The 25,190-nt window shown below is 74.2% G+C and carries 23 protein-coding genes; 9 read left to right on the forward strand and 14 right to left on the reverse strand.

Going from position 1 to position 25,190, the window contains the following annotated elements; all coding sequences use genetic code 11:
• The first annotated feature begins 336 nt into the window (after window positions 1–336).
• Window positions 337–606, forward strand: coding sequence for a DUF6458 family protein (locus OG989_RS07695; protein WP_013730795.1), 270 nt, complete (start codon window positions 337–339; stop codon window positions 604–606).
• 55 nt (window positions 607–661) lie between these two features.
• On the opposite strand, the gene OG989_RS07700 is transcribed toward OG989_RS07695, so the two are convergent.
• Window positions 662–1,201 (reverse strand): SixA phosphatase family protein, encoded by a 540-nt coding sequence (locus OG989_RS07700; protein WP_327030107.1) that lies wholly within the window; start codon window positions 1,199–1,201, stop codon window positions 662–664.
• 115 nt (window positions 1,202–1,316) lie between these two features.
• Here OG989_RS07700 and OG989_RS07705 point away from each other — a divergent pair, with 115 nt between their 5' ends.
• A complete protein-coding gene (locus tag OG989_RS07705) occupies window positions 1,317–1,601 on the forward strand; it encodes a DUF6458 family protein (protein ID WP_132235282.1) in 285 nt (94 codons plus the stop codon).
• 67 nt (window positions 1,602–1,668) lie between these two features.
• Here OG989_RS07705 and trhA read toward each other — a convergent pair whose 3' ends face one another.
• Window positions 1,669–2,346 carry a PAQR family membrane homeostasis protein TrhA gene (gene trhA / locus OG989_RS07710; RefSeq protein ID WP_151456780.1) on the reverse strand — a complete coding sequence of 226 codons (678 nt, stop codon included), beginning with the start codon at window positions 2,344–2,346 and terminating at the stop codon, window positions 1,669–1,671.
• 107 nt (window positions 2,347–2,453) lie between these two features.
• On the opposite strand from trhA, the gene OG989_RS07715 reads away from it, so the two are divergent.
• The 3 genes from OG989_RS07715 to OG989_RS07725 are packed head-to-tail and all read left to right on the forward strand — an operon-like array spanning window position 2,454 to window position 4,724.
• On the forward strand, window positions 2,454–3,137 hold the full coding sequence (locus tag OG989_RS07715) for a 5-oxoprolinase subunit B family protein (RefSeq protein WP_327030108.1): 684 nt from the start codon (window positions 2,454–2,456) through the stop codon (window positions 3,135–3,137).
• Window positions 3,134–3,991 (forward strand): biotin-dependent carboxyltransferase family protein, encoded by an 858-nt coding sequence (locus tag OG989_RS07720; RefSeq protein WP_327030109.1) that lies wholly within the window; start codon window positions 3,134–3,136, stop codon window positions 3,989–3,991. Before OG989_RS07715 ends, OG989_RS07720 begins: the two co-directional genes overlap by 4 nt.
• Window positions 3,975–4,724 (forward strand): LamB/YcsF family protein, encoded by a 750-nt coding sequence (locus OG989_RS07725; protein WP_327030110.1) that lies wholly within the window; start codon window positions 3,975–3,977, stop codon window positions 4,722–4,724. Before OG989_RS07720 ends, OG989_RS07725 begins: the two co-directional genes overlap by 17 nt.
• A 2-nt stretch (window positions 4,725–4,726) precedes the next feature.
• On the opposite strand, the gene OG989_RS07730 is transcribed toward OG989_RS07725, so the two are convergent.
• The 3 genes from OG989_RS07730 to OG989_RS07740 all read right to left on the reverse strand — a co-directional run bounded on the left by OG989_RS07730 (window position 4,727) and on the right by OG989_RS07740 (window position 7,195).
• Window positions 4,727–6,568, reverse strand: a complete 1,842-nt coding sequence (locus OG989_RS07730; RefSeq protein WP_327030111.1) for an NHL domain-containing thioredoxin family protein — start codon at window positions 6,566–6,568, stop codon at window positions 4,727–4,729.
• 70 nt (window positions 6,569–6,638) lie between these two features.
• Window positions 6,639–6,884 carry a flavin reductase gene (locus tag OG989_RS07735; protein ID WP_327030112.1) on the reverse strand — a complete coding sequence of 82 codons (246 nt, stop codon included), beginning with the start codon at window positions 6,882–6,884 and terminating at the stop codon, window positions 6,639–6,641.
• On the reverse strand, window positions 6,884–7,195 hold the full coding sequence (locus tag OG989_RS07740; protein WP_327030113.1) for a hypothetical protein: 312 nt from the start codon (window positions 7,193–7,195) through the stop codon (window positions 6,884–6,886). Before OG989_RS07740 ends, OG989_RS07735 begins: the two co-directional genes overlap by 1 nt.
• 372 nt (window positions 7,196–7,567) lie before the next feature.
• On the opposite strand from OG989_RS07740, the gene OG989_RS07745 reads away from it, so the two are divergent.
• Both OG989_RS07745 and OG989_RS07750 read left to right on the forward strand, forming a co-directional pair.
• On the forward strand, window positions 7,568–8,335 hold the full coding sequence (locus OG989_RS07745; protein WP_327030114.1) for a DUF5753 domain-containing protein: 768 nt from the start codon (window positions 7,568–7,570) through the stop codon (window positions 8,333–8,335).
• A complete protein-coding gene (locus OG989_RS07750; protein ID WP_151456787.1) occupies window positions 8,326–8,517 on the forward strand; it encodes a DUF397 domain-containing protein in 192 nt (63 codons plus the stop codon). Before OG989_RS07745 ends, OG989_RS07750 begins: the two co-directional genes overlap by 10 nt.
• A 161-nt stretch (window positions 8,518–8,678) precedes the next feature.
• On the opposite strand, the gene OG989_RS07755 is transcribed toward OG989_RS07750, so the two are convergent.
• From OG989_RS07755 to OG989_RS07780, 6 genes are all read right to left on the reverse strand, one after another.
• The gene (locus tag OG989_RS07755; protein ID WP_327030115.1) at window positions 8,679–11,576 is read right to left on the reverse strand and encodes an LppU/SCO3897 family protein; all 2,898 of its coding nucleotides are present in this window, start codon (window positions 11,574–11,576) and stop codon (window positions 8,679–8,681) included.
• A 342-nt stretch (window positions 11,577–11,918) separates the two neighbouring features.
• The gene (locus tag OG989_RS07760; protein ID WP_165947779.1) at window positions 11,919–12,056 is read right to left on the reverse strand and encodes a hypothetical protein; all 138 of its coding nucleotides are present in this window, start codon (window positions 12,054–12,056) and stop codon (window positions 11,919–11,921) included.
• 258 nt (window positions 12,057–12,314) lie between these two features.
• Complete coding sequence (locus OG989_RS07765; protein WP_151457452.1) at window positions 12,315–13,799, reverse strand: dihydrolipoamide acetyltransferase family protein; 1,485 nt, start codon at window positions 13,797–13,799, stop codon at window positions 12,315–12,317.
• Window positions 13,800–13,804: 5 nt separating this feature from the next.
• Complete coding sequence (locus OG989_RS07770) at window positions 13,805–14,794, reverse strand: alpha-ketoacid dehydrogenase subunit beta (protein WP_327030116.1); 990 nt, start codon at window positions 14,792–14,794, stop codon at window positions 13,805–13,807.
• Window positions 14,794–15,969 (reverse strand): pyruvate dehydrogenase (acetyl-transferring) E1 component subunit alpha, encoded by a 1,176-nt coding sequence (pdhA, locus tag OG989_RS07775; protein ID WP_132235260.1) that lies wholly within the window; start codon window positions 15,967–15,969, stop codon window positions 14,794–14,796. Before pdhA ends, OG989_RS07770 begins: the two co-directional genes overlap by 1 nt.
• Window positions 15,970–16,637: 668 nt before the next feature.
• Complete coding sequence (locus OG989_RS07780) at window positions 16,638–17,231, reverse strand: hypothetical protein (protein ID WP_327030117.1); 594 nt, start codon at window positions 17,229–17,231, stop codon at window positions 16,638–16,640.
• Window positions 17,232–17,481: 250 nt separating this feature from the next.
• Between OG989_RS07780 and OG989_RS07785 the strand changes: the two genes are divergently transcribed.
• A complete protein-coding gene (locus OG989_RS07785) occupies window positions 17,482–18,033 on the forward strand; it encodes a phosphatase PAP2 family protein (RefSeq protein WP_327030118.1) in 552 nt (183 codons plus the stop codon).
• A gap of 176 nt (window positions 18,034–18,209) precedes the next feature.
• Here OG989_RS07785 and OG989_RS07790 read toward each other — a convergent pair whose 3' ends face one another.
• From OG989_RS07790 to OG989_RS07800, 3 genes are all read right to left on the reverse strand, one after another.
• Window positions 18,210–19,433: a hypothetical protein gene (locus OG989_RS07790; RefSeq protein WP_327030119.1), complete on the reverse strand. Its 1,224-nt coding sequence runs from the start codon at window positions 19,431–19,433 to the stop codon at window positions 18,210–18,212.
• Window positions 19,434–19,547: 114 nt separating this feature from the next.
• Window positions 19,548–21,233, reverse strand: a complete 1,686-nt coding sequence (locus tag OG989_RS07795; RefSeq protein WP_327030120.1) for a GTPase — start codon at window positions 21,231–21,233, stop codon at window positions 19,548–19,550.
• Window positions 21,230–23,071 (reverse strand): GTPase domain-containing protein, encoded by a 1,842-nt coding sequence (locus tag OG989_RS07800; protein WP_151455879.1) that lies wholly within the window; start codon window positions 23,069–23,071, stop codon window positions 21,230–21,232. Before OG989_RS07800 ends, OG989_RS07795 begins: the two co-directional genes overlap by 4 nt.
• A gap of 223 nt (window positions 23,072–23,294) precedes the next feature.
• Between OG989_RS07800 and dnaK the strand changes: the two genes are divergently transcribed.
• Window positions 23,295–25,175 (forward strand): molecular chaperone DnaK, encoded by a 1,881-nt coding sequence (gene dnaK, locus OG989_RS07805; RefSeq protein WP_151455880.1) that lies wholly within the window; start codon window positions 23,295–23,297, stop codon window positions 25,173–25,175.
• Window positions 25,176–25,190: the final 15 nt, after the last annotated feature.

A 25,190-nucleotide genomic window follows, 5' to 3' on the forward strand; every position in this document is an offset into this window, starting at 1 on the left:
ATGGATGCAGAGCAAAGCGTCTGGGGAGGGGTGCCGGTGGGGGTGTCGGTCGCATCCAGTGGTTAGCAATTAGGCATGATGCCCGTTTTTGCGGGCGGTGCTGCCTGGTGGCCGTAGTTACGGCGAGTAGCGGCACGGATTTTGGGGTTGCAGTCACCGTGTGCAGTCGTGGCGGCGCAATCGGGTCGGTCCGGAAGAGCGGTGGCTGGCCCGCCGGTGTGGGTTCCGCCAGCTATTCGGGGACGCCATCCGGGTAGCCGGGCGGTGTGGCGGGTAACCGTCGCGAGGCCACGTCAGAGAACGCCCAGAGCCACCGCACGGGGGAGTGCAGCGCACATGGGCATTGGTAGCGGAATCTTCCTGATCGCCATCGGCGCGATCCTGACCTTCGCCATCAGAGCCAACGTCTGGTGGGTCGACCTGCGCGCGGTCGGCTGGGTGTTCATCCTGGCCGGGCTGGGCGTCCTGCTCACCACGCTCTGGTTCTGGCAGGACCGGCGGAAGCGGGCGCGGACCCTGATCGTCGAGGAGAACCGGCTCTCGCACCCGACCGCGATGATGCCGCCGCCGCCCGATCCGCCGCCGCCGACGGCACCACCGTCCTGAGCCACCACTGGTGGCGTCACCGTCTTGAGCCACCCGCCACGTACCGGCGGGTGGCTCAGCCGCGTGCGGTGTGGCGGTCGGTGATCGGTGCCCTGCGAGGGCCCAGTTCCGGCCAGTCGACGTCGGGCCGGTGCACCACCACGTCGCTGGTGCCCAACCCGTCCTGGTCCGCCCGCTCCGGGTCGAGCAGCGCCGAGAGGAGCGAGATGCCCGGGTTGTGCGCGATCAGCAGCACCGTACGGGCGGTCGGGTCGACGTCCCGGACCAGCGTCAGCAGGTCCTCCGGGTGCGCCTCGTACGCGTCGGCCTCGTAGCGCACGACGGGAGCGGGGCCGGCCGAGCCGCCCTCCGGTGGGGAGCCGGTCATGCCCATCGCCACGCCGTGCCACGTCTCCCGGGTGCGCCGGGCGGCCGAGCAGATGACCACGTCCGGCAGCAGGTCGTGCTTGGCCAGCCAGGCGCCGGCCGCGGCCGCGTCGGCCTGACCCCGTACGGCCAGGGGACGCTGCACGTCCGGCACCACCTCGCCGGGCGGCTCAGCCTTGGCGTGCCGGAGCAGTACCAGCGTGCGTCCCCGGGCGGAAGCGTCGGTCATGTCCTCAGCTTGCCCGATTGGCGATCAGAGCGCTTGGGTAAGTCGATGGGTGCCGCAACCTCACCGATGGCCGCGGCGGAAGAAAACGCCAGGGGACAGCCGAGGAGGCGACGAGATGGGCTTTGGTGGCAGTATCTTCCTGATCGCGTTGGGTGCGATCTTCGCGTTCGCCGTGGAGGCGGATCTGGGCTGGCTCAACCTGGCCGTGGTGGGCTGGGTGCTGATGCTCGCCGGCGTGGCCGGTCTGCTGCTCACCCTCCACTTCTGGAACTCGCGCCGTCGGGCCGTGGTCGCCCCGGTGCGCGGTGAGCGCGTGGTCGCCGAGCAGGTCGTGCCGGTGCGGGACGACCGGGTCGTGGAGGAGTACCGCGAGGTGCGTCAGCCGCGCCGGACCGTCTGACGTCAGGACGGGACAGCTTCTTTTCCGGGGGCTCCGCCAGGCGGCGGGGCCCCCGGATGCGTGTCCGTCAGGCGAAGAGGGCGAAGTAGATGGCGATGTGGTGGCAGAGCGCGGCCACGAGCGTGCAGGCGTGGAAGAACTCGTGGTGGCCGAAGACGGTGGGCCAGGGGTTGGGCCGGCGGAGCGCGTAGAAGACCGCGCCGACGCTGTAGATCGCGCCGCCCACGATGAGCAGCACCAGGGCGGTGACGCCCCCCTGGTGCAGGATGTCAGGCAGCATCGCGACCGAGACCCAGCCGAGCGCCAGGTAGAGCGGCGCGGAGACCCAGCGCGGGGCGTGCGGCCAGACCAGCTTGACCGCCACGCCGGCGAGCGCACCGCCCCAGACCAGCGCCAGCATGATCGTGGCCGGTCGGGGTTCCAGCAGCAGTACGCAGAACGGCGTGTAGGTGCCGGCGATGAACACGAAGATCATCGAATGGTCCATCCGGCGCATGATCTGGTAGCCGCGCTCGGACCACACCCGCCGGTGATAGAGCGCGCTCGTGCCGAAGAGCCCGCAGACCGTCAGGCTGTAGATGAGGCAACTGACCAGCGGGGCCCAGCCGGGCCGGGTGGCGGCGACGGCGCTGAGCACGATGCCGCAGAGTCCGGCGACGAAGAATGCGTACGTGTGGAGCCAGCCGCGCATCCGGGGCTTACCGATGTCGACCGGCTTCAGTCGAAGCGGGGCGGGGGTGGTCACGCCATTAGGTTACGACACCGTAGGTTACTTTCAAGTAGTGCGTCCGGTCACGTGGGACGACGGTCGACCGACCCTGGTGCCATGCGCCGGTCGGGGAGTATGGCGGCATGCGGATCCGACCCGTCGGTGCCCACGCCCTGCTGATCGACTGTGCCGACGCCGACCAGGTGGAGGCGTGGCGGGCCGAGCTGTGGCGGCGGCGCGAACGCGGTGAGCTGACTGCCGTCGAGATCGTGCCGGCGGCCACCACCGTCCTGCTCGACGGGGTGCCGGACCCGGCCACGGCGGCCGCGCGGATCGCCGCGTGGCCGCCTGGACCAGCCGCACCGCGGAGCGCCGCGCCGACCGTCGCCGCCGCGCCGACCGCCGCTGCCGCGCCGACCGTCGCCGGGGAGGCTCCCGAGGCCGCGGCCGAACTGGTCGAGGTTCCGGTGACGTACGACGGGGAGGACCTGGCTCTCGTCGCCGAGCACTGGGGCGTGGACGTGCCGGCGGTGGTCGACCGGTTGCGGCGTACCCCGTTCCGGGTGGCCTTCTGCGGCTTCGCCCCCGGGTTCGCCTACCTCACCGGGCTGCCCGCCGAACTGGCGGTGCCCCGGCTGCCCACCCCGCGCTCCCGGGTGCCGGCCGGCTCGGTCGCCCTGGCCGGCCCGTACGCCGGGATCTATCCGGCGGCTTCGCCCGGCGGCTGGCTGCTGGTCGGGCGTACCACGATGGGCCTCTTCGACGTGCACGCCGACCCGCCCGCCCGGCTCACCCCGGGCACCCGCGTACGCCTGGTGGCCGCGTGACCCCGGTGGTCGAGGTGCTCCGCGCCGGGGCGCTGACCACCGTCCAGGACCTGGGTCGGGCCGGCTGGGCGCACCTCGGCGTACCCCGGTCGGGCGCGCTCGACCCGGCGGCGCTGCGGCTGGCCAACCGGCTCGTCGGCAACCCGGAGTCCGCCGCTGGCCTGGAGATCACGATGACCGGCTGCGAGCTGCGGTTCCTCCGCGCGACGGCGGTCGCGGTGACCGGTGCCGAGGCCGCCGTGCGGGTCGGCGACCGCCCCGGTGACGTGGGTCGGCCGCTGTCGGTGCCGGCGGGCGCCGTGCTGCGGATCGGCCCGCCCCGCGATGGCCTGCGCAACTGGCTCGCGGTCGGCGGCGGGTTCGCCGTCGAGCCGGTGCTCGGCAGCCGCGCCACCGACACCCTCTCCGGGCTCGGCCCGCCGCCACTGCGCGACGGCGACCGGTTGCCCCTGGGCGCACCGGCCGGGCCGCCCGCCCCGGTGGACGTCACCGTCGGGGCGCCCACCCCGACCGACCTGCGGCTGACCCTGCGCCTCGGCCCGCGCGACGACTGGTTCACCGCCACCGCGCTGGACCGGCTGTTCGGCAGCGCGTACACGGTGAGCCCGGTCAGCAACCGGGTCGGCGCGCGACTCACCGGCGCGGCGCTGCCCCGCGCGGTGGCCGGGGAACTGCCCAGCGAGGGCATCGTGCTCGGGGCGGTGCAGGTGCCGGCGGACGGCCAACCGTTGATCTTCCTCGCCGACCATCCGACCACCGGCGGGTACCCCGTCGTCGGGGTGGTGGACGACGTGACCCCGCTCGCGCAGGCCCGGCCAGGGACTACGGTCAGGTTCCATGGACCTCAACGCTGACCTCGGCGAGGGATTCGGCATCTGGCGACTCGGCGACGACGCCGCGCTGCTGGACCTCGTCACCTCCGCCAACGTCGCCTGCGGCTTCCACGCCGGCGACGCGTCCACCATGCGCCGGGTCTGCGAGGGTGCCGCCGAGCGCGGGGTGGCCGTCGGCGCGCAGGTCGGCTACCGGGACCTCGCCGGCTTCGGCCGGCGGCACATCGCGTACGCCTTCGCGGAGCTGCGCGACGAGGTCACCTACCAGCTCGGCGCCCTGGACGCGTTCTGCCGGCTGTTCCGCACCCGGGTCCGCTACCTGAAGCCGCACGGGGCGCTCTACCACGCCGCCGCCCGCGACGAGACTCAGGCGGCGGCGCTGGTCGCGGCGGTCGGCGACTACGACGACCAGCTGCCGCTGCTCTGCCTGCCCGGCTCGGTCCTCGCCCAGCTCGCCGCCGGCGCCGGGCTGCGGGTGGTCGCCGAGGGCTTCGCCGACCGGGGCTACCTGCCCAACGGCTCGCTGGTGCCGCGCACCGCACCCGGGGCGTTGGTCACCGACCCGGAGGAGGTGGCCGCCCGGGCCGTGCGGATGGCCACCGAGCGGTCCGTGGTCGCGGTCGACGGCAGCGTCGTCCCGTGCCCGGTCGAGTCGATCTGCCTGCACGGCGACACCCCCGGCGCGGTCCGCTGCGCCGAACTGGTGCGCGCCGCCCTGATCGACGCGGGGGTGACGCTCACTCCGTTCGCGTGACGTCAGGCGTCGTCCAGGCCCCTGAGCACCAGCGGGAGCCGGGCGGCGGCACCCTCGACCACCCGGACCGGTACGCCCCAGTCCTGCCGGGTCAGGTGGCAGGCCGCGTGCTCGACGTCCGCGTCGCAGGTCGCCGCCTGCGCGGTCACCTGGAGCACGCCCCCGGCCACCGTGCCGTCGACCACCAGCCGGCGGGACAGCTCGGTGCCGGTCCCCGCCCCCTCCAGCAGCAGCTCCGGCGGCGACGCCGACACCACCAGTCGCGTCGACGGGCCGTACGTCTCGTCGAGCTTCTGCCCCGGCGCGGGCGTGAAGATCACGTCCAGGGTCACCTCGCCGGCCGCCACGTCGGTGGGCTTGCGCTCGGTGCGGTGCCGGGGACCGTCGACGGTGCTGGCGCCGGCCGCCGAGAGCGCGCCGGGCGCCAGCCGGGTCAGCCGGTGCGCGGCGGACTCCACCACCAGCACCTCGCCGGCCGGGGTGAGCACCAGGTCGCTCGGCTCGGCGAGCCCGTCGGCGACCGTCGAGACCCGGTTGCTCTCCGGGTCGAAGCGGCGGACCGCCCCGTTGTACGTGTCGGCCACCAGCACCGAGCCGTCCGGCAGCGCGCACACCCCCAGCGGGTGCTGGAGCAGCGCCTCCGCCGCTGGCCCGTCGACGTGCCCGAAGTCGAAGAGTCCCTGCCCGACGGCGGTGCCCATGACGTCGTTCTCGACGTACCGGATCGCGCTGGTCTCGCTGTCGGCCACCCAGAGCCGGGCGCCGTCGGCGGAGACGGAGAGGCCGGACGGCTGCGCCATCCACGCCTCGGCCAGCAGGCCGTCGCGCAGGGCCTCGACGGTCGTGCCCGCGTACATGCCGGCGGTGCGTTTCACCGGGTCGAACCACCAGAGCTGGTGGATGCCGGCCATCGCGATGACGACCTTGTCGTCGTACCAGGCCAGGTCCCAGGGGGAGGAGAGGTCGACCGAGAGCGCGTCGTGCGAGTGGTCGTCGACCGTGGAACGCCACTGCCGGCCGGTGCCGGCGACTGTCACCACCTCGCCGTCGGCCAGCCGTACGCCGCGCAGCAGGTGGTTGACGGTGTCGGCGACGACGAGGTCGTAGCCGGCCACCTCGGCGGTGTGCGCCGGCAGCAGGCACAGCCCCTGCGGCTCGGAGAAGGTGGCCGCCCCGGCGGGACCGTCGACCCGGCCCCGGCTGCCCGTGCCGATCCGCCGCACCAGCGTCTCGCCGTCGGGGGCCAGTTCCGCCAGCGAGTGCCGGGCCGAGTCGGACACCAGCAGGTTGCCGTTCTCCAGCAGCACCGCCTTGCCCGGGAAGCGCAGCGTGGTCTGCGGCTCGGCGGGCGGGACGTACGGGCCGTCGCCCCGGTGCAGGGTGCCCTTGGCCTCGTGGGTGGCGATGAGGTCGTCGACGAGGCGGGCGAGCCCTTCGGCGTGACCCTCGCCGGCCATCGTCGCCACCACGTAGCCCTCGGGGTCGATCACCGACAGGGTGGGCCAGGCGCGGGCCGCGTACTGCTGCCACATGTCCAGCTCGGGGTCGTCGAGCACGGGGTGGTGGACGCCGTACCGTTCCACGGCGGCGGCCAGCGCGTCCGGGTCCTTCTCGTGCTCGAACTTCGGCGAGTGCACGCCGATCACGACGAGCACGTCGCCGTACTTCTCCTCCAGCGGGCGCAGCTCGTCGAGCACGTGCAGGCAGTTGATGCAGCAGAACGTCCAAAAGTCAGCGATCACGATCTTGCCCCGCAGATCGGACAGCTTCAGCTCTCGCCCACCCGTGTTGAGCCACTGCCGGCCCCGCAGTTCGGGGGCACGTACGCGCGGTGTCGTTCCCATGCCCGCCAGCCTGCCACGTCGGGCTTGCGTGAAGTCGGACCCGTGACCCGGACGACAGCGGCGAGCCGGGCTAGCGGGCGCGGGCCCAGCCGGTGAAGCGCACCGCCAAATCCGCCGGCGGGCTGCCGTGGTCCAGCCCGGCGAGTTCCTCGGCGGCCTCGGCGCACAGCGCGGCGAGGTGGATCATCAGCGCGTCGCGGTTCCCGCGGTACTTCGCGAGCAGGAGGAGCTTCGCCGTCGAGCAGGGCCACGCCACCCCGCAGGCGCCACAGCGCCAGGTGGGACGGCTGGGGACGTGGGCGCGGACGTGCACCATCAGCCCACCGCCACGCGGGGGCGGGCCGGTGGCCGGCGGGAGAGGGCAGGCCGGGCCGGGGGTGGCGCGGTGACGACCCACTCAAGACCCTCGCGCAGGACGAACAGCTCGCGCTTCGCCACCGCGCGGCCCCTGGCGTCGAGCTGGTAACCCTCGAACCAGAGCCAGCCGTACGGCGGGAAGCGGTCGACGAGTTCGCGGATCACGCGGACGCGCATCGGGGTCACGAACTGCGGCGACGCCGCCCGGGTCAGGTGGAGGACCTCGCCGGCCCGCAGCATCCGTACGGGAGGCGGTGTTCGGGCGGTCACTGCGGACCCCGGTTGCACCGGGCAGACCAGCGCGACGCGGGGACGACGTTGCTCACGCGGCCTGGCCCCCGGTACGGCGGGATGAAGGGACCGATCGGCCCCGGGACGACCGGGCGGGCCGGCGGCGGGTCGCGCCTCGGCGTGGGTGTCGGTGTCGGCCTCTCCTCGGGCATGGCTCCCCCTCGTGCGGCGGGTGGTGGGAGGGCCGGCCCGGCTGCTCGCAGAGCGGCCCCCGTCAGCGCGGCCGGCGGGCTCCCATCGCCTCCACCGGCTCACGCCGTCTACAAAGCACTCTGCCGAGGGTTGCTGGACAATCACACAGCGTTAGATGATTTCTCGGGAACGTTCTGATCGCTCCAGAGGGGACGCGGCATGAACCATGCATTTGTGGCGGCGCTCGCCGAGGCGTGCGAGACAGCCGAAAGCCTGGGAGGCCGCCTCGGAATTCATCCCAAGACCGTTGCTCGGTGGGCAAACCCGGGACGTATCCCGCAGAGTCGACATCGTGCGGAAGTAGCGAAGATCCTCGGCAAGAACGTGTCGGAACTCTGGCCGGACACGCTGAACCGCCGGGAACCTGTGTGGTTCAGACCGTGGGTCGACATCGAGCGTGAGGCCGTAGCCCTACGGGCGTTCCAGCTCGCCTGGGTGCCGGGCCTCCTTCAGACCGAGGCTTATGCGCGGGCCACGTTCACCGGCCAGCCGCTAGCCAAAGACGAGGTGGGTGAGTTGGTCGCGGCGCGTGTCGCCCGTCAGGGGATCCTGACTCGTGATCGAGGACCCCTGTTCGTCGCGGTGCTCGACGAGGGGATCATCCGTCGTCCCGCAGCAGGAGACCGGAGACTCATGGCCGAGCAGCTAGCCCATTTGGTGCGGTGTGCCGAGATGCCGAACGTTCAACTCCACGTCGTGCCACGTGAGACAGCGACTTATCCAGGCCTCGACGGACCGTTCACGCTCGCCGAACTTCCCGACGGGACGCGGGTGGCGCACGTCGATAGCCAAGCGCGCGCACAAATAGTCGACCAAACATCCGACATTGCTACGCTGGAGCACCGGTGGGAACGCATACGGGGCGAGGCTCTTCCCCGAGGGCGCTCCTTGGAACTTCTCAGAGAAGCGGCGGCATCATGGACCTGACCGGCGCGCAGTGGCGCAAGAGCACGAAGAGCGGTGGCAACGGCGGCGACTGCGTCGAGGTGGCCGACAACCTTCCCGGCGTCGTAGGGGTCCGCGACTCGAAGGATCCGACCGGCCCGGCCCTTCTCTTCGCCCCGGCCGCCTGGCGGGTCTTCGTCGCGCAGGTCGCCGATCAGTCCTGAACCACCAGACCCCGAAAGCGCCCGTCCCCGATCCCGGAGGCGGGCGCTTTCCGTTTCCGTACCACGGTCACTGCCGTTTTCCGCAGCCGTTCCACGGCGCTGCCGGCCGGAAACGGCGGCGGGGCCACGGTCTCCCGTGGCCCCGCCGTCGTCTTCGTCTGCTACTGGCCCGCCGGCTTGAGGCAGAGCACGCGGTTCGTCCCGCCGCCCTTGAGCACCACGTGCGGCTGGGTCGGGTCGGCGCACTTGTCCTTCGCGTCCACCTTGGAGACCACGGTGAAGGCGCCCGCCTCGCCGCACTCCGCCGCCGCCGCCGTCTCGCCCGACTTCTTCACGCAGCTGCCGACCGCCGGGTCGAACGCCGGGGCCGGGTCGTCGCCGCCGACCTTGCCGAGCAGCATGAGCAGCCCCAGCGGCACCGCCAGGATGAGCACCGCCGCGACGAGCACCGCGGCGAGCACCCGGCCGTTGCGGATCTTGGGCGTGGGGGCCGGCTCGGTCTTCGGCTCCGCGATCGGCTTGAACGAGTCGAAGCGGTTCTGCTCCTGCTCCGGGCCGCCCTGGTCCCAGGGACCGGGCTGCTGCGGGGGTGGGGGGAACGCCGACGGGAACGCGCCGCCCGACGTGGGCGCGGCGGTCGGGGCGGGCCCGTAGCCGGGTGCCGCGCCGCCGGCGTTCGGCGTACCGAAGGGGTCGGCGGGCCGGTCGGCGCTGTCGTGCGGCCGGACCCCGTTCACCGGCCGGTCGCTGGCCGGCGGGTCGACGAAGGACGGTACGCCCGGCGGGAAGGCCGGGGGCGCGGCCGGGGAGGCGGGCGCCATCGGGGCGACCGCGCCGAAGACGGCGGTCCCGCTCGGTGCCCGGTCCCGGTCGTCGAAGCGGCCCTCGTGGCCCTGGTCGAACCGGTTGTCCGGGCCCTGGTCGAACCGGCTCTCGGTGCCCTGGTCGAACCGGTTGTCCTGACCCTGGTCGAAGCGCGGGTCCGGTCCTTGGCCGAAGCGCGGGTCCGGTCCCTGCTCGAAGCGCGGATCCGGTCCCTGGCCGAAGCGCGGGTCCGGCCCCTGGTCGAAGCTGGGCGCCGGCGCGTGGTCCGGCCGGTGTCCGCGCGGGTCCTCCTGCTCCGGCTCGTCCGCCGGCTCAGGGCGGGCCGGTCGGCCGTACACCCGAGGCTGCGGCGCGGGCGCACCGCCCGGTCGCAGGGCCTGGTCGGTCGGCGGCAGCACCCGGCTGGCCAGCGGCACCGAGGCGCTCGCCGAGACGCTGCCGGCGGCCGGTTCGGCACCCTCCGGCGACGGTACGGCCGCCCGCCCGCCCACCTCCGGCGAGGTGCGCGGCGCGGGGACCGCAGGACCGGCGGGTGACTGCGGCTCGTCGTGCCGGGAGCCGGCCTGGGCCCAACCCGGCTGCTCCTGCTCGTACGCCGGCAGGCCGCCGTCCCGGCCGGGCTGCTCGGGGGCGAACTGGGCCGGCGGCGCGTAGTCGACGGGCGGGGCGGAGGCCAGGCTGGCGCCGGGCACCCGCTGCTCCTGCGGCGGCAGCGGCACGGCGTTGGCCGGCGAGATGCCGGGCCCCGGTGCGGGCTGGTAGATCGGGGGTTCCTCGGCCCGCTCCGGCTCCCAGCCGTTGCCGGCCCGGCCCGGGGCGGGCTCGCCCGCCTCCGCGCGGCCCCACACCTCGTCCGCCGACCACGGCTCGACGTCCGGTACGGCCGGGCGCTCGGCGGCGTTGCCGGCCCACTGCGGCGGGTTCTCCGCAGCGGGACCCCACGGCTTCGGACCGCCGTCGCCGGGTACCGGGACGGAGGCGCGGCCGGGCGGGGTGGAGGTGGGCTGCGGGGCACCCCAGCCGTTCGCGTCCCGGTCGTCGGACTGCGAGGGTACGGACGCGGCACCCCGTGGGGAGCGCTCGTCCCGGGCCGGCCACTCGCCGCCCTGGGGCTGGTCGTCCCGGGGCGCGTCGTCGCGGGAGGCGGCCCAGGTGCCACCCGGAGGCTGCTCCGCACCGGCGTCCCAGCCGGGCTGCTCGCCCTGCTGCTGCTCGGTGCCGGACCAGCCGCCGGAGCGGTTGGGGTCGTCCTGCTGCTGTCCGGGGTTCCAGCCGTTGGCGGGGTCCTGAGGGGACTCGGCGTTCCAGCCACCGGAGCGGGAGGGATCGTCCTGGGCGGGCCAGGGCTGGGGGGTGGGTGCGGGCGCGGGCTGCGGGACCCGGGCGGCGCCGCGGGCGGCGGGCTCGGGCTGCGCCCAGGCGGGGGACGCCTGCTCGCCGGATCCCCAGGCGGGCTGCTCGGCCTGCTGCTGGCCGCCGGCCCAGCCGCCGGAGCGGTTCGGGTCGTCCTGCTGCCAGCCGCCGGAGCGGTTCGGGTCGTCCTGCTGCCAGCCGCCGGAGCGGTTGGGATCGTCCTGCTGCTGGCCGTCGCCGGGGCGGTCGGCGTCGTTCTGCTGCGCGGCCCAGTCGCCCTGCGCGGGCCGGTCGTCCGGGGTGGCACCGCCGGCCCAGCCGCCGGGCCGGGGCTGCTCGTCCTGCTGCTGCTGGTCGCCGGCCCAGCCGCCGGAGCGGTTGGGGTCGTCCTGGGCGGGCCAGGGCTGGGGGGTGGGTGCGGGCGCGGGCTGCGGGACGCGGGCGGCGGGCTCGGGCTGCGCCCAGGCGGGGGACGCCTGCTCGCCGGATCCCCATGCGGGCTGCTCCGGGGCGGCGTGTGGCGGCTGCGGGGCGGCGGCAGCCCAGGCCGGGCCGGCCTGCTCCTGCGCGCCCGGCCATGGCGGCTGCGGCGGCTGCGGCGACGCGCCGGACGGTCCCCACTGGCCGGACTGGGCCGGGTCGGTCTGCTGCGGCGCCTGGGCGGCCCACGCGGGGGCCGGCGGCTGCTCACCCTGCGCGCCCCAGGCGGGCGGGTTCGGTCGCTCCGACGGGGGCGGGGGTGCCCAGCCCAGATCGGGGGCGCCGGCGCCGTAACTGTTGTCCTGCTGTGCCGGGCGGTCGCCGTACGGCGCCGGTCCGCCGGCGCCCGGCGACACCTCGTCCGGCTGCTGGCCGGGGTGGTGCGTGCCCTCGGACGTCATGCGTGCGCCTCCTCCATCACCTGTCGGCCGCCACTGCCGATCGGTCTTCTCGGCAGGGTGGCCGGCGTCGCCGGTGTACCGGCCGTGCCGGCTCCCCGCACCGTATCCGGTGACCGCCCGAGGGCGACCGGGGAGCACGATCGTCACTCCCCGTGGCCGGATGGTGTCGAGCGGCTTCTATCGACTCGACTGCTCCGGGTCGGCGGGCGACGACCGAAGCCCACCGTACCGGGCGCTGAGGCGAGGTGGAATCCCGGTGTCAGCCGCTGCGAAACGCCGATGACCCGCCCGGGCGGACCGGGCGGGTCATCGATCTGGAGGAGGTGAGAAAGGTTCCGGGCGTCAGCTCATGTGACGCTGGGCGATGGCGAGGATCTCTTCGCGGACCGCGGGCGAGTTGGCGGAGCGCAGCGCGTGCTCGATGGCACGGGCGCGGCGGTTGGCGTCGCGGCGGTTGCGGATTCGCTCGATCATGCTCATGGGTCTCTCCTCCTGGCTATTCGGTTGTCAGCCCCTTGATGTCTTCCATTGAACCCCAAGACGGGCGCAAATTCCATCGATTGTTAGGTGAGCTGGGACACGGGCCGAACAATCGAAGGTGAGGGGGGCCTGTGACCCACGCAATCCTCTGTCTCTAGAGGCGGCCGGTGCCGGACGTGCGCGCGCCACAAAAGGACACGGCCGGTGTGCCGGGCGTCAACCCGTCGCACACCGGCCGTTCGGCTGGCGTCAGGACCGTCAGGTCCAGGCGAGCAGCGCCGCCTCCGGGTCGGCCAGGAACTCCCCGATGTCGCGCAGGAACTTCGAGCCCAGCTCACCGTCGATGATCCGGTGGTCGAAGGAGAGGCCCAGCGTGGTGACCTGACGCGGCCGGACCTTGCCCTTGTGGACCCAGGGCATCTCGCGGACCGCGCCGAAGGCCAGGATCGCCGACTCGCCCGGGGGCAGGATCGGCGTACCGGTGTCCACCCCGAACACGCCGACGTTGGTGATCGTCAGCGTGCCGCCGGACATGTCGGCCGGCGAGGTCTTCCCGGCCTTGGCCGTCTGCACCAGGCCGGTCATTGCGTCCGCCAGCTCGCGCAGCGAGAGCCGGCCGGCGTCCTTGATGTTCGGCACGATCAGCCCGCGCTCGGTGGCCGCCGCGATGCCCAGGTTGACGTAGTCCTTGACGACGATCTCGTCGCCGGCCCAGGTCGAGTTGACCATCGGGTGGCGCTTGACGGCCAGCAGCACCGCCTTGGCCACCAGCAGCAGCGGCGAGACCCGCACGTCGCGCCACTCCCGCCGGTTGCGGAGCCGGTCCAGGGCCTTCATCGCCCGGGTCACGTCGACGGTGAGGAACTCCGTGACGTGCGGAGCGGTGAACGCCGAGCGGGACATGTTCTCGGCGGTGAGCTTGCGTACCCCCTTGACGGGGATGCGCTGCTCGCGGTCCGCGCCGAAGCTCGCGGCCGCCGTGGCCGGGGCCGACACCGCGAGCGGCTCGGCCGCCGCCGTGGCCCCGCTCGCCGCCCGCTGTACGTCCTCCCGGGTGATCGAGCCCAGCGGCCCCGACCCGGTCAGCGCGGACAGGTCGACGCCGAGATCCTTGGCGAGCTTGCGTACCGGCGGCTTGGCCAGCACCGGCCCGCCGGCCGGGCCGTGACCGTTCGACGGCGCGGTCGCCACCGGGGCGGGCGGCGCCGGCGGGGCCGGAACGACCGGGGCAGCCGGCGCGACGGGTGCGGCCGGTGCGGCCGCCTGGGCCGGCAGCGGGGTGCCACCCTTGCGCGGGCGGCGCTTGGCCGCCGTGGTGCGCGGGCCGTAGCCGACCAGCACGGCGGTACGGCCGCCCGGGGCGGGACCGCCGATCAGGCCCGGCTCGACCGCGCCCTCTGCCGGCGCCACCTGGACCGCGGCCAGCGACGCCGCCGACGGGGTGGGCAGGGCCGCGTCCGGGGCGCCGGTCGTCGACGCCTCGATCGGTCCGGCGCCCGGGTCGGTGTCGATCGCGATGATCGGCGTGCCGACCTCGACCGTGCTCCCCTCCGGGTGGAAGATCGCCTGCACCTGGCCGGCCCACTTCGCCGGGATCTCGACGGCCGCCTTGGCCGTCTCCACCTCGACGATCGGCTGGTTCAGCTCGATGACGTCGCCGACCTTGACGAGCCACGCGAGGATCTCGCCCTCGGTCAGTCCCTCGCCCAGGTCGGGAAGGTTGAACTCCTTGATCCGTGACATGCCGCTCACCAGCCGAAGGTGCGGTCGACGGCGTCGAGCACCCGGTCGAGGTCGGGCAGGTACTCCTCCTCCACCCGGGAGGCCGGGTAGGGGGTGTCGAAGCCGGTCACCCGCAGCACCGGGGACTCCAGGGAGTAGAAGCACTCCTCGGTGATCCGGGCCGCGATCTCCGAGCCCAGGCCCAGGTTGCCCGGGGCCTCGTGCACGACCACGCAGCGGCCGGTGCGCTTCACCGACTCGTACGCGGCGGTCAGGTCCAGCGGGGAGAGCGAGCGCAGGTCGATGACCTCCAGCTCCCGGCCGTCCTCGGCGGCGGCGGTCGCCGCGTCCAGGCAGGTCCGCACCATCGGCCCGTACGCCAGCACCGTGGCGTCCGTGCCGGGCCGGACGACCCGGGACGAGTGCAGCGGGTACGCACCGGACAGCGGGCCGTCCAGCTCGACGGGGTCCTTCTCCCAGTAGCGCCGCTTCGGCTCCAGGAAGACGATCGGGTCGTCCGAGGCGACGGCCTGCTGGATCATCGTGTACGCGTCCTGCGGGTTGGCGCAGGACACCACCTTCAGGCCGGCGGTGTGGGCGAAGTACGCCTCCGGCGACTCCGAGTGGTGCTCGACCGCGCCGATGCCGCCGCCGAACGGGATCCGGATGACCATCGGGATCCGCACCTTGCCCTGCGAGCGGTAGTGCATCTTCGCCACCTGCGACACGATCTGGTCGTACGCGGGGTAGACGAAGCCGTCGAACTGGATCTCGCAGACCGGCCGGAAGCCCCGGATGGCCAGGCCCACCGCGGTGCCGATGATGCCGGACTCGGCGAGCGGGGTGTCGATCACCCGCTGGTCGCCGAAGTCCTTCTGGAGGCCGTCGGTGATCCGGAAGACGCCGCCGAGCTTGCCGACGTCCTCGCCCATGATGACGACCTTCGGGTCGTTCTCCAGGGCCCTGCGCAGGCCCGTGTTGAGTGCCTTGCCGAGGGTGAGCGTCTCCGTGGCCATCAGTGGGCGCTCCCCTCGAACGACTCCATGTACTTCGTGAACTGCGCCCGCTGCTCGTCGAGCTCGGGGGACCCGTTGGGGTAGACGTGGTCGAACATCGTCACCGGCTCGGGGTTGGGCATGGCGAGCACCCGCTCGCGCAGGTGCACCGACTCGGTGCGGGCCTGCTCGTCGACGGCCGCGAAGAAGTCCGCGTCGGCGATCTGCTGCTTCTCCAGGAACGCCTTCATCCGGGCGATCGGGTCCTTCGCCTGCCAGGCCTCGACCTCGCTGGCGATCCGGTAACGGGTCGGGTCGTCGGAGGTGGTGTGCGCGCCCATCCGGTAGGTGTAGGCCTCGATCAGGCTGGGGCCCTGGCCGAGCCGGGCGTTGTCCAGCGCGTGCCGGGTCACCGCGTACGACGCGAGCACGTCGTTGCCGTCGACCCGGACGCCGGGGAAGCCGAAGCCGCCGGCCCGCTGGTAGAGCGGCACGCGGGTCTGGCGCTCCAGCGGCTCGGAGATGGCGTACTGGTTGTTCTGGCAGAAGAACACCAGCGGGGCGTTGAAGACGCTGGCCCAGACGAACGCCTCGTTGACGTCGCCCTGGCTGGTGGCGCCGTCGCCGAAGTAGGCGATCACCGCCTCGCCGTCCTCGGTGCCGGTCTTGCCGTCCATGTGGACGCCCATGGCGTAGCCGGTCGCGTGCAGGGTCTGCGCCCCGATCACGATCGTGTACATGTTGAACTTGAACTCGTTCGGGTCCCAGCCGCCCTGGTCGACGCCCCGGAACAGGCCGAGCGGCATGATCGGGTCGATGCCCCGGCAGTAGAGGACGCCGTGCTCCCGGTAGGTCGGGAAGGCCATGTCCTGCGTACGCAGCGCGCGTCCCGAGCCCACCTGCGCGGCCTCCTGGCCCAGCAGGCTGGCCCACAGGCCCAGCTCGCCCTGGCGCTGCAACGCGGTGGCCTCGGCGTCGAGCTTGCGGACCAGCACGAGGTCGCGGTAGAGCCCGCGGTACTCCTCGTCGGTGAAGTCGACGCGGTACTCGGTCCCGTCCGGGCCGGTCGCGCTCTCGATCCGCTCACCCTCCGGGGTGAGCAGCTGCACCAGCTGCGGGTCGCCGGTCGCACCCTTCTTGGACCGGGGTGCGGCCCGTCGGCCGCGACTGGAGACCCCGGGGTCGCCCTTTGCCATCCGTCTCTCCCTGTCTGTCTGCGTCGGCACCGGGGGGTCACCCGGCCGCGCAACTCGTGCGCCTGCCCGGCTGGTGCCGGACGGGTTCCTGGCGGCCGCGCCTAGCCCCGGTGGGGGTTGCCGCGCGGCGTGAGCCGGATTCTGGCCGAACCCGGATCGGGAGCGCCGGCGCCCAGCCGCGCCTGCCGCGAGGGTGCGCGGAGGTCGTGGCTGCGTTGCCGTCGTGGTCCATATTCGCATCACACGTGAGCGCGCCCACAGTGCGCCCGTCCCGGCCGATCGCGGTGGCCCGCTTCGTCGCACGGCGCGCCCGGTGTCCGTTGCATCGACGCGCGGCCGATCCGGCGATGGTTCGTCACCGTTCGGCCAGATACGCGTGTCGACACGCTGTGCAGGGTTGGCCGACCGACCGTCACTGGTCCAGGCTGATTGGCGCGGGATCGTCCGCGTCGGGGCGGTTTGCCGCTTCCTCGTGTCCGGGCGTGCCCCGGGCGCTCGGGCCGGTCGCCGTACCGGCCCGTCCACCGTCGGAGTCGACGAAAGGGGTGTGTGGTGTCCGAGCCAGGCCCAGATCCCACCGTTCCCCTCCTCGGCCGGCACCGGGCCGGCGGCTACCGCCGGCTGGTCGGGGCGCACCGGGCCCCCGGCTCGGGCGGGCCGTCCCGGGGCTACCTGTTCACGGTGGCACTGCTCGCCGGCACCGCGTCGATGCCCATCCTCGCCGCGATCAGCACCGGCTCCGCCACCGTCGGCAGCACGGCCCTGCCGGACGGCAGCACCCCGTTCCTCCCGACGCCCTCGGTCGGCCCCGTGGTGATCCCGGTGCCGGCGACGGGCCGCCCCCCGGTAGCCCCGTCGACCCCGTCCCCCGCCGTGGCCGACCCGGGCGACTGGCGGACCGTCGTGCCCTTCCCGCGTACGCCGATCGTCGCGGCGCCCGCCCCGCCGCCGCCGCTCGGCCCGGCGGCGCGTCCGAAGCCCCCGTCCCGGCCCGGCGGCCGACCGGTACCGCCGCCCTCGTCCCCGAGGCCTTCGGCGCCCTCGTCCCCGAGGCCTCCGGCGTTCCCGAGCCCGTCGCCGAAGCCCTCGCCGAGCCCCAGCGCGAGCCCGGCACCCACGCCGACCGGCGAGCCGACGTCGGTGGAGCCGACGAGCACCCTCTCGCTACCGCCGCCCGAGCCCACGGCGTCCCCGGCGCCCAGCGCGTCTCCGGCACCCGACGGCCCGACCGCCAGCGCGACCGTCGACCCCGACCCGACCACCGGCGATCCCGGCGGGACCGGGCACCGGGACGGCCGGCCGCGGGTACGGTGACGGTCGACGGCAGGTGATCCACGGCAGGGCCCCGGCCCGGTCGGAGCGCCGGGGTACGGACGGGAACGGTTCCGGGCGACGGCCCGGGGTGGACGCAGAGGCGGGGCGCTGAGCGGGACGGGTGGTTCGGACGCGGAGCCCCACAGCCGTCCGGCCGCCCCGCCACCACCCGGCCGGACCCTCCGGCTCGCTCGGTTCGTGACCGAGCTGACCGCGCCCGCGGTGCTGGTCTCGGCGCTGACGCTGGCGGTCGGCTGGCACAGCGCCCAGGGCGCGCACGGGCTGGCCTGGGGGCTGCTGGCCACGCTCTTCGTCAGTGGGATCCCGTTCGCGTACATCCTCGGCGGGGTGCGTCGCGGCCGGCTGACCGACCATCACGTGGGGATCCGCGAGCAGCGCCGCGTCCCGCTGCTGTTCGGGCTCTGCTCGGTCGCCGCCGGGCTGGCCCTGCTCGCCGTGCTCGGCGCGCCGCGACCGGTGCTGGCGCTGGCCGCCGCCGGGCTCGTCGGCCTGGTGGTCGCCGTGACGGTGAGCCACTGGTGGAAGATGTCGATCCACTCGGCGGTGGCCGCCGGCACGGTGGTCGTGCTGGTGCTCACGTTCGGGGCCGGGTTGCTGGCGACGGCGCCACTGCTCGCGCTGGTCGGTTGGTCCCGGGTCCGCCTGCGCGACCACACCGTGCCCCAGGTGGTCGCGGGACTAGCCCTGGGCGCCCTGGTAGCCGCCCTCTTCTTCGCCCCCCTCCGCTAACCCCACCCCACCCCACCCCCCTCCCTCCCCGTCCGTGCGCCCCCGGCCGAGGCCGTCGATCATGCGGTTGTGGTGCCCCGCAAAAGCCGCGGAATGCTGCTTTTCGTCCACCACAACTGCATGATCGACGCGAGCGGGAGGGAGGGCAGGAGGGTGGAAAGGGGGCGGGTGGGGGGTCAGGCGGGGTCGTCCGTGAGGCGGTGGCGGTTGGCCTCGATCCAGGCGTCGAGGGCGGCCGGGTCGTCGGGGTCGACGCCGTCGGCCATCAGCTGCGCGACGGCGGCGGTGGCGGGGCTGCGGCGTTCGCCCGTGCTGTAGAGGCGGGCGAACTCCGGCACCATCTCCTCGACGGCCGTGTCGATCTGCGTCGCCGCCTGCTCGGGCAGCCCGCGCTTGCGGGTGGCGTAGCCGGCCCAGGCGCGCAGCACCCGGGGCAGCAGCGCCGCGTCGTCCATGTCCAGCACCGCGCGCCGGTGCACCCAGTCCAGCAGGAACAGCCCGGCCACGGTGGGGCTCCACCGCAGCGGGTCGGCGTCCGGGAAGCTGGCCGCGTGGTCCAGCAGCAGGCTGAGGCAGAAGTGCAGCGAGGCCAGCTCCGCCCCGTCGATGGTGTCCAGGCCGAAGCGGGCCGCCTCGGGCGAGGCGAGGAACCGGCGGACCAGGTCCGTACGCTCGGCGGCGGAGAGCGGTTCGGCGGCGGGCGCGGGGGCCGCCCCGGCCGCCTGCGGCAGCCGTGCCAGCCGGGCGCCGAGCAGGGCGCGGTCGGTGGCGAGCGAGCCCTCCCCGGGCAACTCGGTCAGGCCGTCGGTGATCGCGAGGTGGCGGGTCACCTCGGCGCGCATCCGGGCCGGCTCCTCGTCGCGGAACCAGGTCAGCTCGTCCCCGGCGCACATCTGCCGGACCTGGTCGAGGATGCGGTCGGGCGGCCCGCCGACGAAGACGTCCTTGGTGATGCCGATGTTGTGGTCGAGCAGCGTCACCACGGCGTGCGCCGAACCGCCGGCCGGGTCGTCGTAGGCGAAGGTCGCCAGGTAGGAGGTCTGGTCGCCGTACACGTCGCCGTAGGACCAGCAGCCGGTCAGGTGCACGCGGCCGAGCTGGCCGGCCCAGGCGGGGGTGGCGGCGCCCGGGCGGACCCGGTCGGTGCCCTCGGCGTCGGGCACCAGCGCGGCGAACACGGAACGGATGGTGGTCGCCGCGGCCGAGCGGCGGCGGGAGGTGGCGGCCAGGAAGCCGGCCACGAAGTCCCGGACGGCGGCGTCACGTTCGGTCTCGGCGACCGAGTAGACGCTGCCGAGCAGGGCCGCGCCGAGCATCTCCGCGTCGAGGGCGTTGTCCAGCTTGGCCACGTCGCGGGCGGCGTGCAGCACCGCGTCGTACGGGGTCTGAGGCGTTCCCATCCACCGACCCTACGCCGCCGCCCGCCCCGGGACGGTACGAGCGACCCGAGCGTCCGGCCCGCGTCGCGCCGCCACGCCGCCGACCTGCGGTTGTCGCGGGACGGGATTTTCGGCTCAGCGGCCGGCGGCATCCCTGAGGGCCGTACGGGCCTCGGCGTAGGAGGCGAGCACCGCCCGCACCGGGGTCAGCACGTGCTCCTCGCCGATCGTCGCCACCGCGTCCGTGAGGCGCCGCTCGGCCCGGCGACGGGCGCGGCGGGCCGCCCAGCGGACGATCGGCCTGGTCAGGGCGGCCACCAGCAGCCCGGCGAGCAGGCCGCCGAGGAGCAGCAGGGTGGGCAGCGGCACCTCGCCGACCATCGGGTGCTCCAGCGCCGGCAGGCCCAGCGCGCGCAGCGCGTAGCCGAGCGCCAGCCAGCCCAGCCCGGCCAGCGCCGCCAGGGTCACCAGCCACTGGAGGCCGCCGACGAACCGCCACCAGAGCGGTCGCCGGTCCATGCCCAGGTCCGTGTTGGCCACCGCGCGGTCCAGCGCGTCCGGTAGGTCGGCGAGGCGGGAGCGGGCGGCGGCGGTCACCGCGGCCGGCCAGGCGGCGGGCAGGTCCGCCCCGGTCCGGTCGGCCACCGACCGGATCGCCAGCCCGAGCGCCGCGCGCTGCGCTGCGGTGGGGTCGGGCACCGAGGTCGCGGCGACGAGGCTCTCCGCCGGTTCGTCGCGCCCGGCGGCCGGGCCGGGCAGGTGCAGCCGGCGCAGCGGGTCGGGCCGCAGCCGCCGCCAGCCCCGCACCAGCGGCCAGCCGGTGGTGGCGGCGCCCCGGTGCCGGTACGCCTGCTCGACCGCCTCGGCGACCGCCGGCACCCCGGCGGCGCCGGCGAGCGCCCGGTGCAGCGCACTGACGGCGGCGGCGTCGGGTCCCCCGGCCGGCGAGGCGCCGCCGACCAGCTCTTCGAGCCCGGCCACCACCGCGTCCACGTCGCCCTGGAGCCGCCGCAGCGCGGCCTGCCGCTCGGCCACCGTGCGTTCGAGCGCCTCCCGCAGCCCGACCATGCCCGCCGGGTCGACGGCGGTGGTCGCCAGCAGCGGTACGCCGTCCAGGCCGTCGGAGTCGAGCAGCCGGCGCAGGTCGGCCAGCACCCGGGGCAGCTCGGCCGGTGGCAGCCGGTCGGCCTGGTTGAGCACGACCAGGGTGACGTCCCGGTGCCGGTGGAACTCGCGCAGGTAGTTGGTGTGGATGACGCGGTCGGCGTACTTCTGCGGGTCGACCACCCACACCACGAGGTCGACCAGGCCGAGCAGTCGGTCCACCTCCAGCCGGTGCGACCGCTGCACCGAGTCGAAGTCGGGCAGGTCGAGCAGGATCAGCCCGTGCAGGGCGGACTCGTCGTCGCCGTCCAGCACGCTCTCCCGGACGAACCGGTGCCGGGGCAGCACGCCCACCCAGTCGAGCAGGCGGTTGCCGCCGTCGAGCGGCCCCCACACGCAGGCGTGCGCGACGCCGGTGGTGGGGCGGCGCACCCCGACCGTGGAGAGTTCCATTCGGGCGAGCGCGTTGAACAGACTGGACTTGCCGCTGCCGGTCGCGCCGGCGAGGGCCACCACGGTGTGGTCGCGGGAGAGCGCCAGCCGGGTGCCGGCCCGCTCGACGAGGGTGTGCGCCGACACGAGCCGCGCGTCCGGCAGGTGGCCGTCGACGACCGTCAGGAACCGGCGTACGGCGTCGAGGCGGGCGACGAGCGCGTCGGCGTCCACCCGCTGGTCACCGCGGAACGCCTCGCGCATCCGCCCGACGATGTTGGTCATGACCCTCCGTCCCCGGTGCCGGGCGGGCCCGCGACGGCCGCGCCGGAGAGGTCGCTGCGGTTGCGGGCGATCTCCACCCGGTTGGCGGCGCCGCGCAGGGCCTCCGCGGTGTCCGCGGCGGGCCGCGCCTGCGCCGTCCGGTCCAGGTAGCGGGCGGCCTCGTCGTCGAGCAGGGCCCGCACCCGGTCCAGCAGGTCGGCCCGGGCCTTGGCGGCCAGCGTACGCACGGCCTGGTCGCCGAAGATCGCCTGGAGCACGGTCTGCGCGGCGACGGTCGTGCCGGCCCCGGTGGCCACCTCCAGCCCGGTGGGGATGAACGCCGTCGAGGCGAACACCGCGATCATGACGGCGAGCCCGGTGGCGTTCACCGCGTACGCGGCCGTCCGGGCCACGAAGCGGCGGTCGCCGCCCTCGGCGCGGACCAGCTCCAGCACGCCACGCTGCCACTCCCGGACCAGCCGCTCGGCCCGTTCGGGCAGGTCGGCGGAGGGGTGGGCCAGCTCCGGTTCGAGCAGCGCCGCCCCGGCGGGATGCGCCTTCCACCCGGTGTACGCGTTCTCGGCCGCCTCGGCGGCGACGCCCCGCAGCAGAGTCACCAGCTGGGACTCGATGGCGTCCCGCAGCTCGGACGCGGGCGCGGGCCGGCCGGTGACCGCCGCCACGACCCGGTCGCGGAGCCGCCCGATGCGGGCCTCCATGGTGCGGAAGAACTCGCCGGTGCCGACGAACTCCTGCCAGCGGGCCAGCACCTCGCCGCGGAGCAGCCGGCCGTCCTTCAGCCCCTGCCCGACGGTCCGGTACGCCCCCCGGTACGCGGCCAGCACCCGCTCGTCGAGCGCGTCGGCGGCGGTGACCTGCTCCTCGGCGGCGTCGGCGAGCCCTTCGACCGCCGGGTGCAGCGCGGCGAGCGCGCCGTCCAGGGTCTGCCGGACCACGGCGGCGCGGGCGTCGGCGTCGGCGGCCAGCCGGGCGAACCAGGCGGCGAGCGGCGCGGTGACCCGCTCGGGCAGCAGGCCCTGCCCGTCGACCCAGGTCTCCGGCAGCACGAAGAGCGGGGCCGCCCCCAGCTCCTGCGCGGCGAGCATCTCCGACAGGTGTGCGGCGATCTCGTCGGCCGCCTCCGCAGGCACCCGGTCCAGCACCATGGCGATGACCGCGCCCCGGGCCCGGGCGCTGCGCAGCAGCTCCCAGGGGACGGCGTCGGCGTAGCGGGCGGCGGTGGTGACGAAGAGCCAGAGGTCGGCGGCGGCCAGGAGCTGACCGGCCAGGGCCCGGTTGGCGTCGACGACCGAGTCGATGTCGGGGGCGTCGAGGAAGGCCAGCCCGGCGGGCAGGGCCGGGGCGGTCACCAGTTGCAGGGTGCGCGGGTCCTCGCTGGGCTCGGTGGTGCGGGTGAGGCCGGGCAGCAGCTCGCCCTGGCGGAACCAGCCCGAGTCGGCCGGGTTGCAGACCAGCACCGGGGAGCGGGTGGTCGGGCGGAGCACCCCGGCGGCGCTCACCCGCGCCTGCACCAGGCTGTTGACCAGCGTGGACTTGCCCGCGCCGGTGGACCCGCCGACCACCACGAGCAGCGGCGCGTCGAGCCGGCGCAGCCGGGGCAGCAGGTAGTCGTCGAGCTGGTCGGTGAGGCTCCCGCCGGCGCGCCGGGCAGGCTCGGCGGAGGGCAGCGCGAGCGGGAACCGGGCCGCCCCGATCGCGGCGCGCAGGCCGGCCAGTGTGGCGGGCAGGCTGTCGTCCCCGGTGGTGGCGGGCCGGTCCTCCCCGGCGTCCGTGGGGCCGGTGCGGGCTGCGACGGTGGGCGTGCCGGCCGGGGTGGCGGGATCGCCGTGCGTCGTCACCGCTAAAGCGTGCCCGACCGATGCAAGGGAAGACAACCGATCGGTACGAACCTGGGGTTGCGTCGGGTCGACTCAACCCCGACTTGACGATTTCGCGGGGCGTGGCACTATTGAGTCAAGTTCACTCAACTTGTGGTGGGGTCGCTGCGGGCGACGCCCGCCGGGCAGCTCGACGGGCGTCGCCCGTCACCTGCCCACAACGTGATGAAGCGAGGAAGCGAAGATGGCACGTGCGGTCGGTATCGACCTGGGCACGACGAACTCCTGCGTCAGCGTTCTGGAGGGCGGTGAGCCCACCGTCATCGCCAACGCTGAAGGCTCGCGGACGACCCCGTCGATCGTCGCGTTCGCCCGCAACGGCGAGGTGCTCGTCGGTGAGGTCGCCAAGCGCCAGGCGGTGACGAACCCGGACCGGACCATCCGCTCGGTCAAGCGGGAGATCGGCACCAACTGGTCCGTCGACATCGACGGCAAGAAGTACACCCCGCAGGAGATCTCGGCCCGCACGCTGATGAAGCTCAAGCGGGACGCCGAGGCGTACCTGGGCGAGCAGATCACCGACGCGGTGATCACCGTCCCGGCCTACTTCAACGACGGCCAGCGCCAGTCCACCAAGGAGGCCGGCGAGATCGCCGGCTTCAACGTGCTGCGGATCGTGAACGAGCCGACCGCGGCGGCCCTGGCGTACGGGCTGGACAAGGGCTCCAAGGAGCAGACCGTCCTGGTCTTCGACCTCGGCGGCGGCACCTTCGACGTGTCGCTGCTGGAGCTGGCCGAGGGCGTCGTCGAGGTCAAGTCGACCAGCGGTGACAACAACCTCGGTGGCGACGACTGGGACCAGCGGATCATCGACCACCTGGTGAAGACCTTCCGCGGCGAGCACGGCATCGACCTGGGCCAGGACAAGATGGCCCTCCAGCGGCTCCGCGAGGCGGCCGAGAAGGCCAAGATCGAGCTGTCCGCCGCCACCACCACCAACATCAACCTGCCGTACATCACGGCCGGCGCGGCGGGCCCGCTGCACCTCGACGTGACCCTCAGCCGGGCCGAGTTCCAGCGGATGACGCAGGACCTGCTGGACCGCTGCAAGGGCCCGTTCGAGCAGGCCGTGAAGGACGCCGGCATCAAGGTCTCCGACGTCGAGCACGTCATCATGGTCGGCGGCTCGACCCGGATGCCGGCCGTGACCGACCTGGTCAAGCAGCTCACCGGCAAGGAGCCCAACAAGGGCGTCAACCCGGACGAGGTCGTCGCCGTCGGCGCCGCCCTCCAGGCCGGCGTGCTCAAGGGCGAGGTCAAGGACGTCCTGCTGCTCGACGTGACCCCGCTGAGCCTGGGCATCGAGACCAAGGGCGGCATCTTCACCAAGCTGATCGAGCGCAACACCACCATCCCGACCAAGCGCTCCGAGGTCTTCACCACGGCGGACGACAACCAGCCGTCGGTGCTGATCCAGGTGTTCCAGGGTGAGCGGGAGATCGCGGCCTACAACAAGAAGCTCGGCACCTTCGAGCTGACCGGCCTCCCGCCGGCGCCGCGCGGCGTGCCGCAGATCGAGGTCACCTTCGACATCGACGCCAACGGCATCGTCAACGTCCACGCCAAGGACCTCGGCACCGGCAAGGAACAGAAGATGACGATCACCGGCGGCTCCTCGCTGCCGAAGGACGACATCGAGCGCATGCGCCGCGACGCCGAGGAACACGCCGAGGACGACAAGCGTCGCCGCGAGGAGGCCGAGACCCGCAACCTGGCCGAGGCGCTCCAGTGGCAGACCGAGAAGTTCCTGGCCGAGAGCGGCGACAAGCTGCCGGCGGAGTCCCGTGACAAGATCAACGAGGCGCTCGGTGAGCTGCGCGGCGCGCTCGGCGGCCAGGACATCGAGAAGATCAAGTCGGCCCACGAGCGGCTGGCGCAGGTCTCCCAGGAGGCCGGCTCGCTGCTCTACGCCCAGCAGGGCGAGCAGCCGGGCGAGGCCGGTCCGGGCGCGGCGGGTGCCGCGGGCGCCGGGGCGACCGGCGGTACGCAGGCCGGCGGGCCCGCCGGCGGCGCGGACGACGTGGTCGACGCGGAGATCGTGGACGAGGACAAGGACAAGAAGTGACGATCCGTCCCTGGA

It is taken from the genome of Micromonospora sp. NBC_01740, assembly GCF_035920365.1.
Taxonomy (GTDB): Bacteria; Actinomycetota; Actinomycetes; order Mycobacteriales; family Micromonosporaceae; genus Micromonospora; species Micromonospora reichwaldensis.

Excerpts from the sequence above, each read along its gene's own strand:
- dnaK (WP_151455880.1), top strand. The coding sequence starts at position 23,295 with ATGGCACGTGCGGTCGGTATCGACCTGGGCACGACGAACTCCTGCGTC.
- pdhA (WP_132235260.1), bottom strand. The coding sequence starts at position 15,969 with ATGGCAAAGGGCGACCCCGGGGTCTCCAGTCGCGGCCGACGGGCCGCA.
- OG989_RS07730 (WP_327030111.1), bottom strand. The coding sequence starts at position 6,568 with ATGGGAACGACACCGCGCGTACGTGCCCCCGAACTGCGGGGCCGGCAG.
- OG989_RS07725 (WP_327030110.1), top strand. The coding sequence starts at position 3,975 with ATGGACCTCAACGCTGACCTCGGCGAGGGATTCGGCATCTGGCGACTC.
- OG989_RS07700 (WP_327030107.1), bottom strand. The coding sequence starts at position 1,201 with ATGACCGACGCTTCCGCCCGGGGACGCACGCTGGTACTGCTCCGGCAC.
- OG989_RS07735 (WP_327030112.1), bottom strand. The coding sequence starts at position 6,884 with ATGGTGCACGTCCGCGCCCACGTCCCCAGCCGTCCCACCTGGCGCTGT.
- OG989_RS07745 (WP_327030114.1), top strand. The coding sequence starts at position 7,568 with ATGAACCATGCATTTGTGGCGGCGCTCGCCGAGGCGTGCGAGACAGCC.
- OG989_RS07770 (WP_327030116.1), bottom strand. The coding sequence starts at position 14,794 with ATGGCCACGGAGACGCTCACCCTCGGCAAGGCACTCAACACGGGCCTG.
- OG989_RS07705 (WP_132235282.1), top strand. The coding sequence starts at position 1,317 with ATGGGCTTTGGTGGCAGTATCTTCCTGATCGCGTTGGGTGCGATCTTC.
- OG989_RS07755 (WP_327030115.1), bottom strand. The coding sequence starts at position 11,576 with ATGACGTCCGAGGGCACGCACCACCCCGGCCAGCAGCCGGACGAGGTG.
- OG989_RS07695 (WP_013730795.1), top strand. The coding sequence starts at position 337 with ATGGGCATTGGTAGCGGAATCTTCCTGATCGCCATCGGCGCGATCCTG.
- OG989_RS07795 (WP_327030120.1), bottom strand. The coding sequence starts at position 21,233 with ATGACCAACATCGTCGGGCGGATGCGCGAGGCGTTCCGCGGTGACCAG.
- OG989_RS07765 (WP_151457452.1), bottom strand. The coding sequence starts at position 13,799 with ATGTCACGGATCAAGGAGTTCAACCTTCCCGACCTGGGCGAGGGACTG.
- OG989_RS07760 (WP_165947779.1), bottom strand. The coding sequence starts at position 12,056 with ATGAGCATGATCGAGCGAATCCGCAACCGCCGCGACGCCAACCGCCGC.
- OG989_RS07790 (WP_327030119.1), bottom strand. The coding sequence starts at position 19,433 with ATGGGAACGCCTCAGACCCCGTACGACGCGGTGCTGCACGCCGCCCGC.
- OG989_RS07715 (WP_327030108.1), top strand. The coding sequence starts at position 2,454 with ATGCGGATCCGACCCGTCGGTGCCCACGCCCTGCTGATCGACTGTGCC.
- OG989_RS07750 (WP_151456787.1), top strand. The coding sequence starts at position 8,326 with ATGGACCTGACCGGCGCGCAGTGGCGCAAGAGCACGAAGAGCGGTGGC.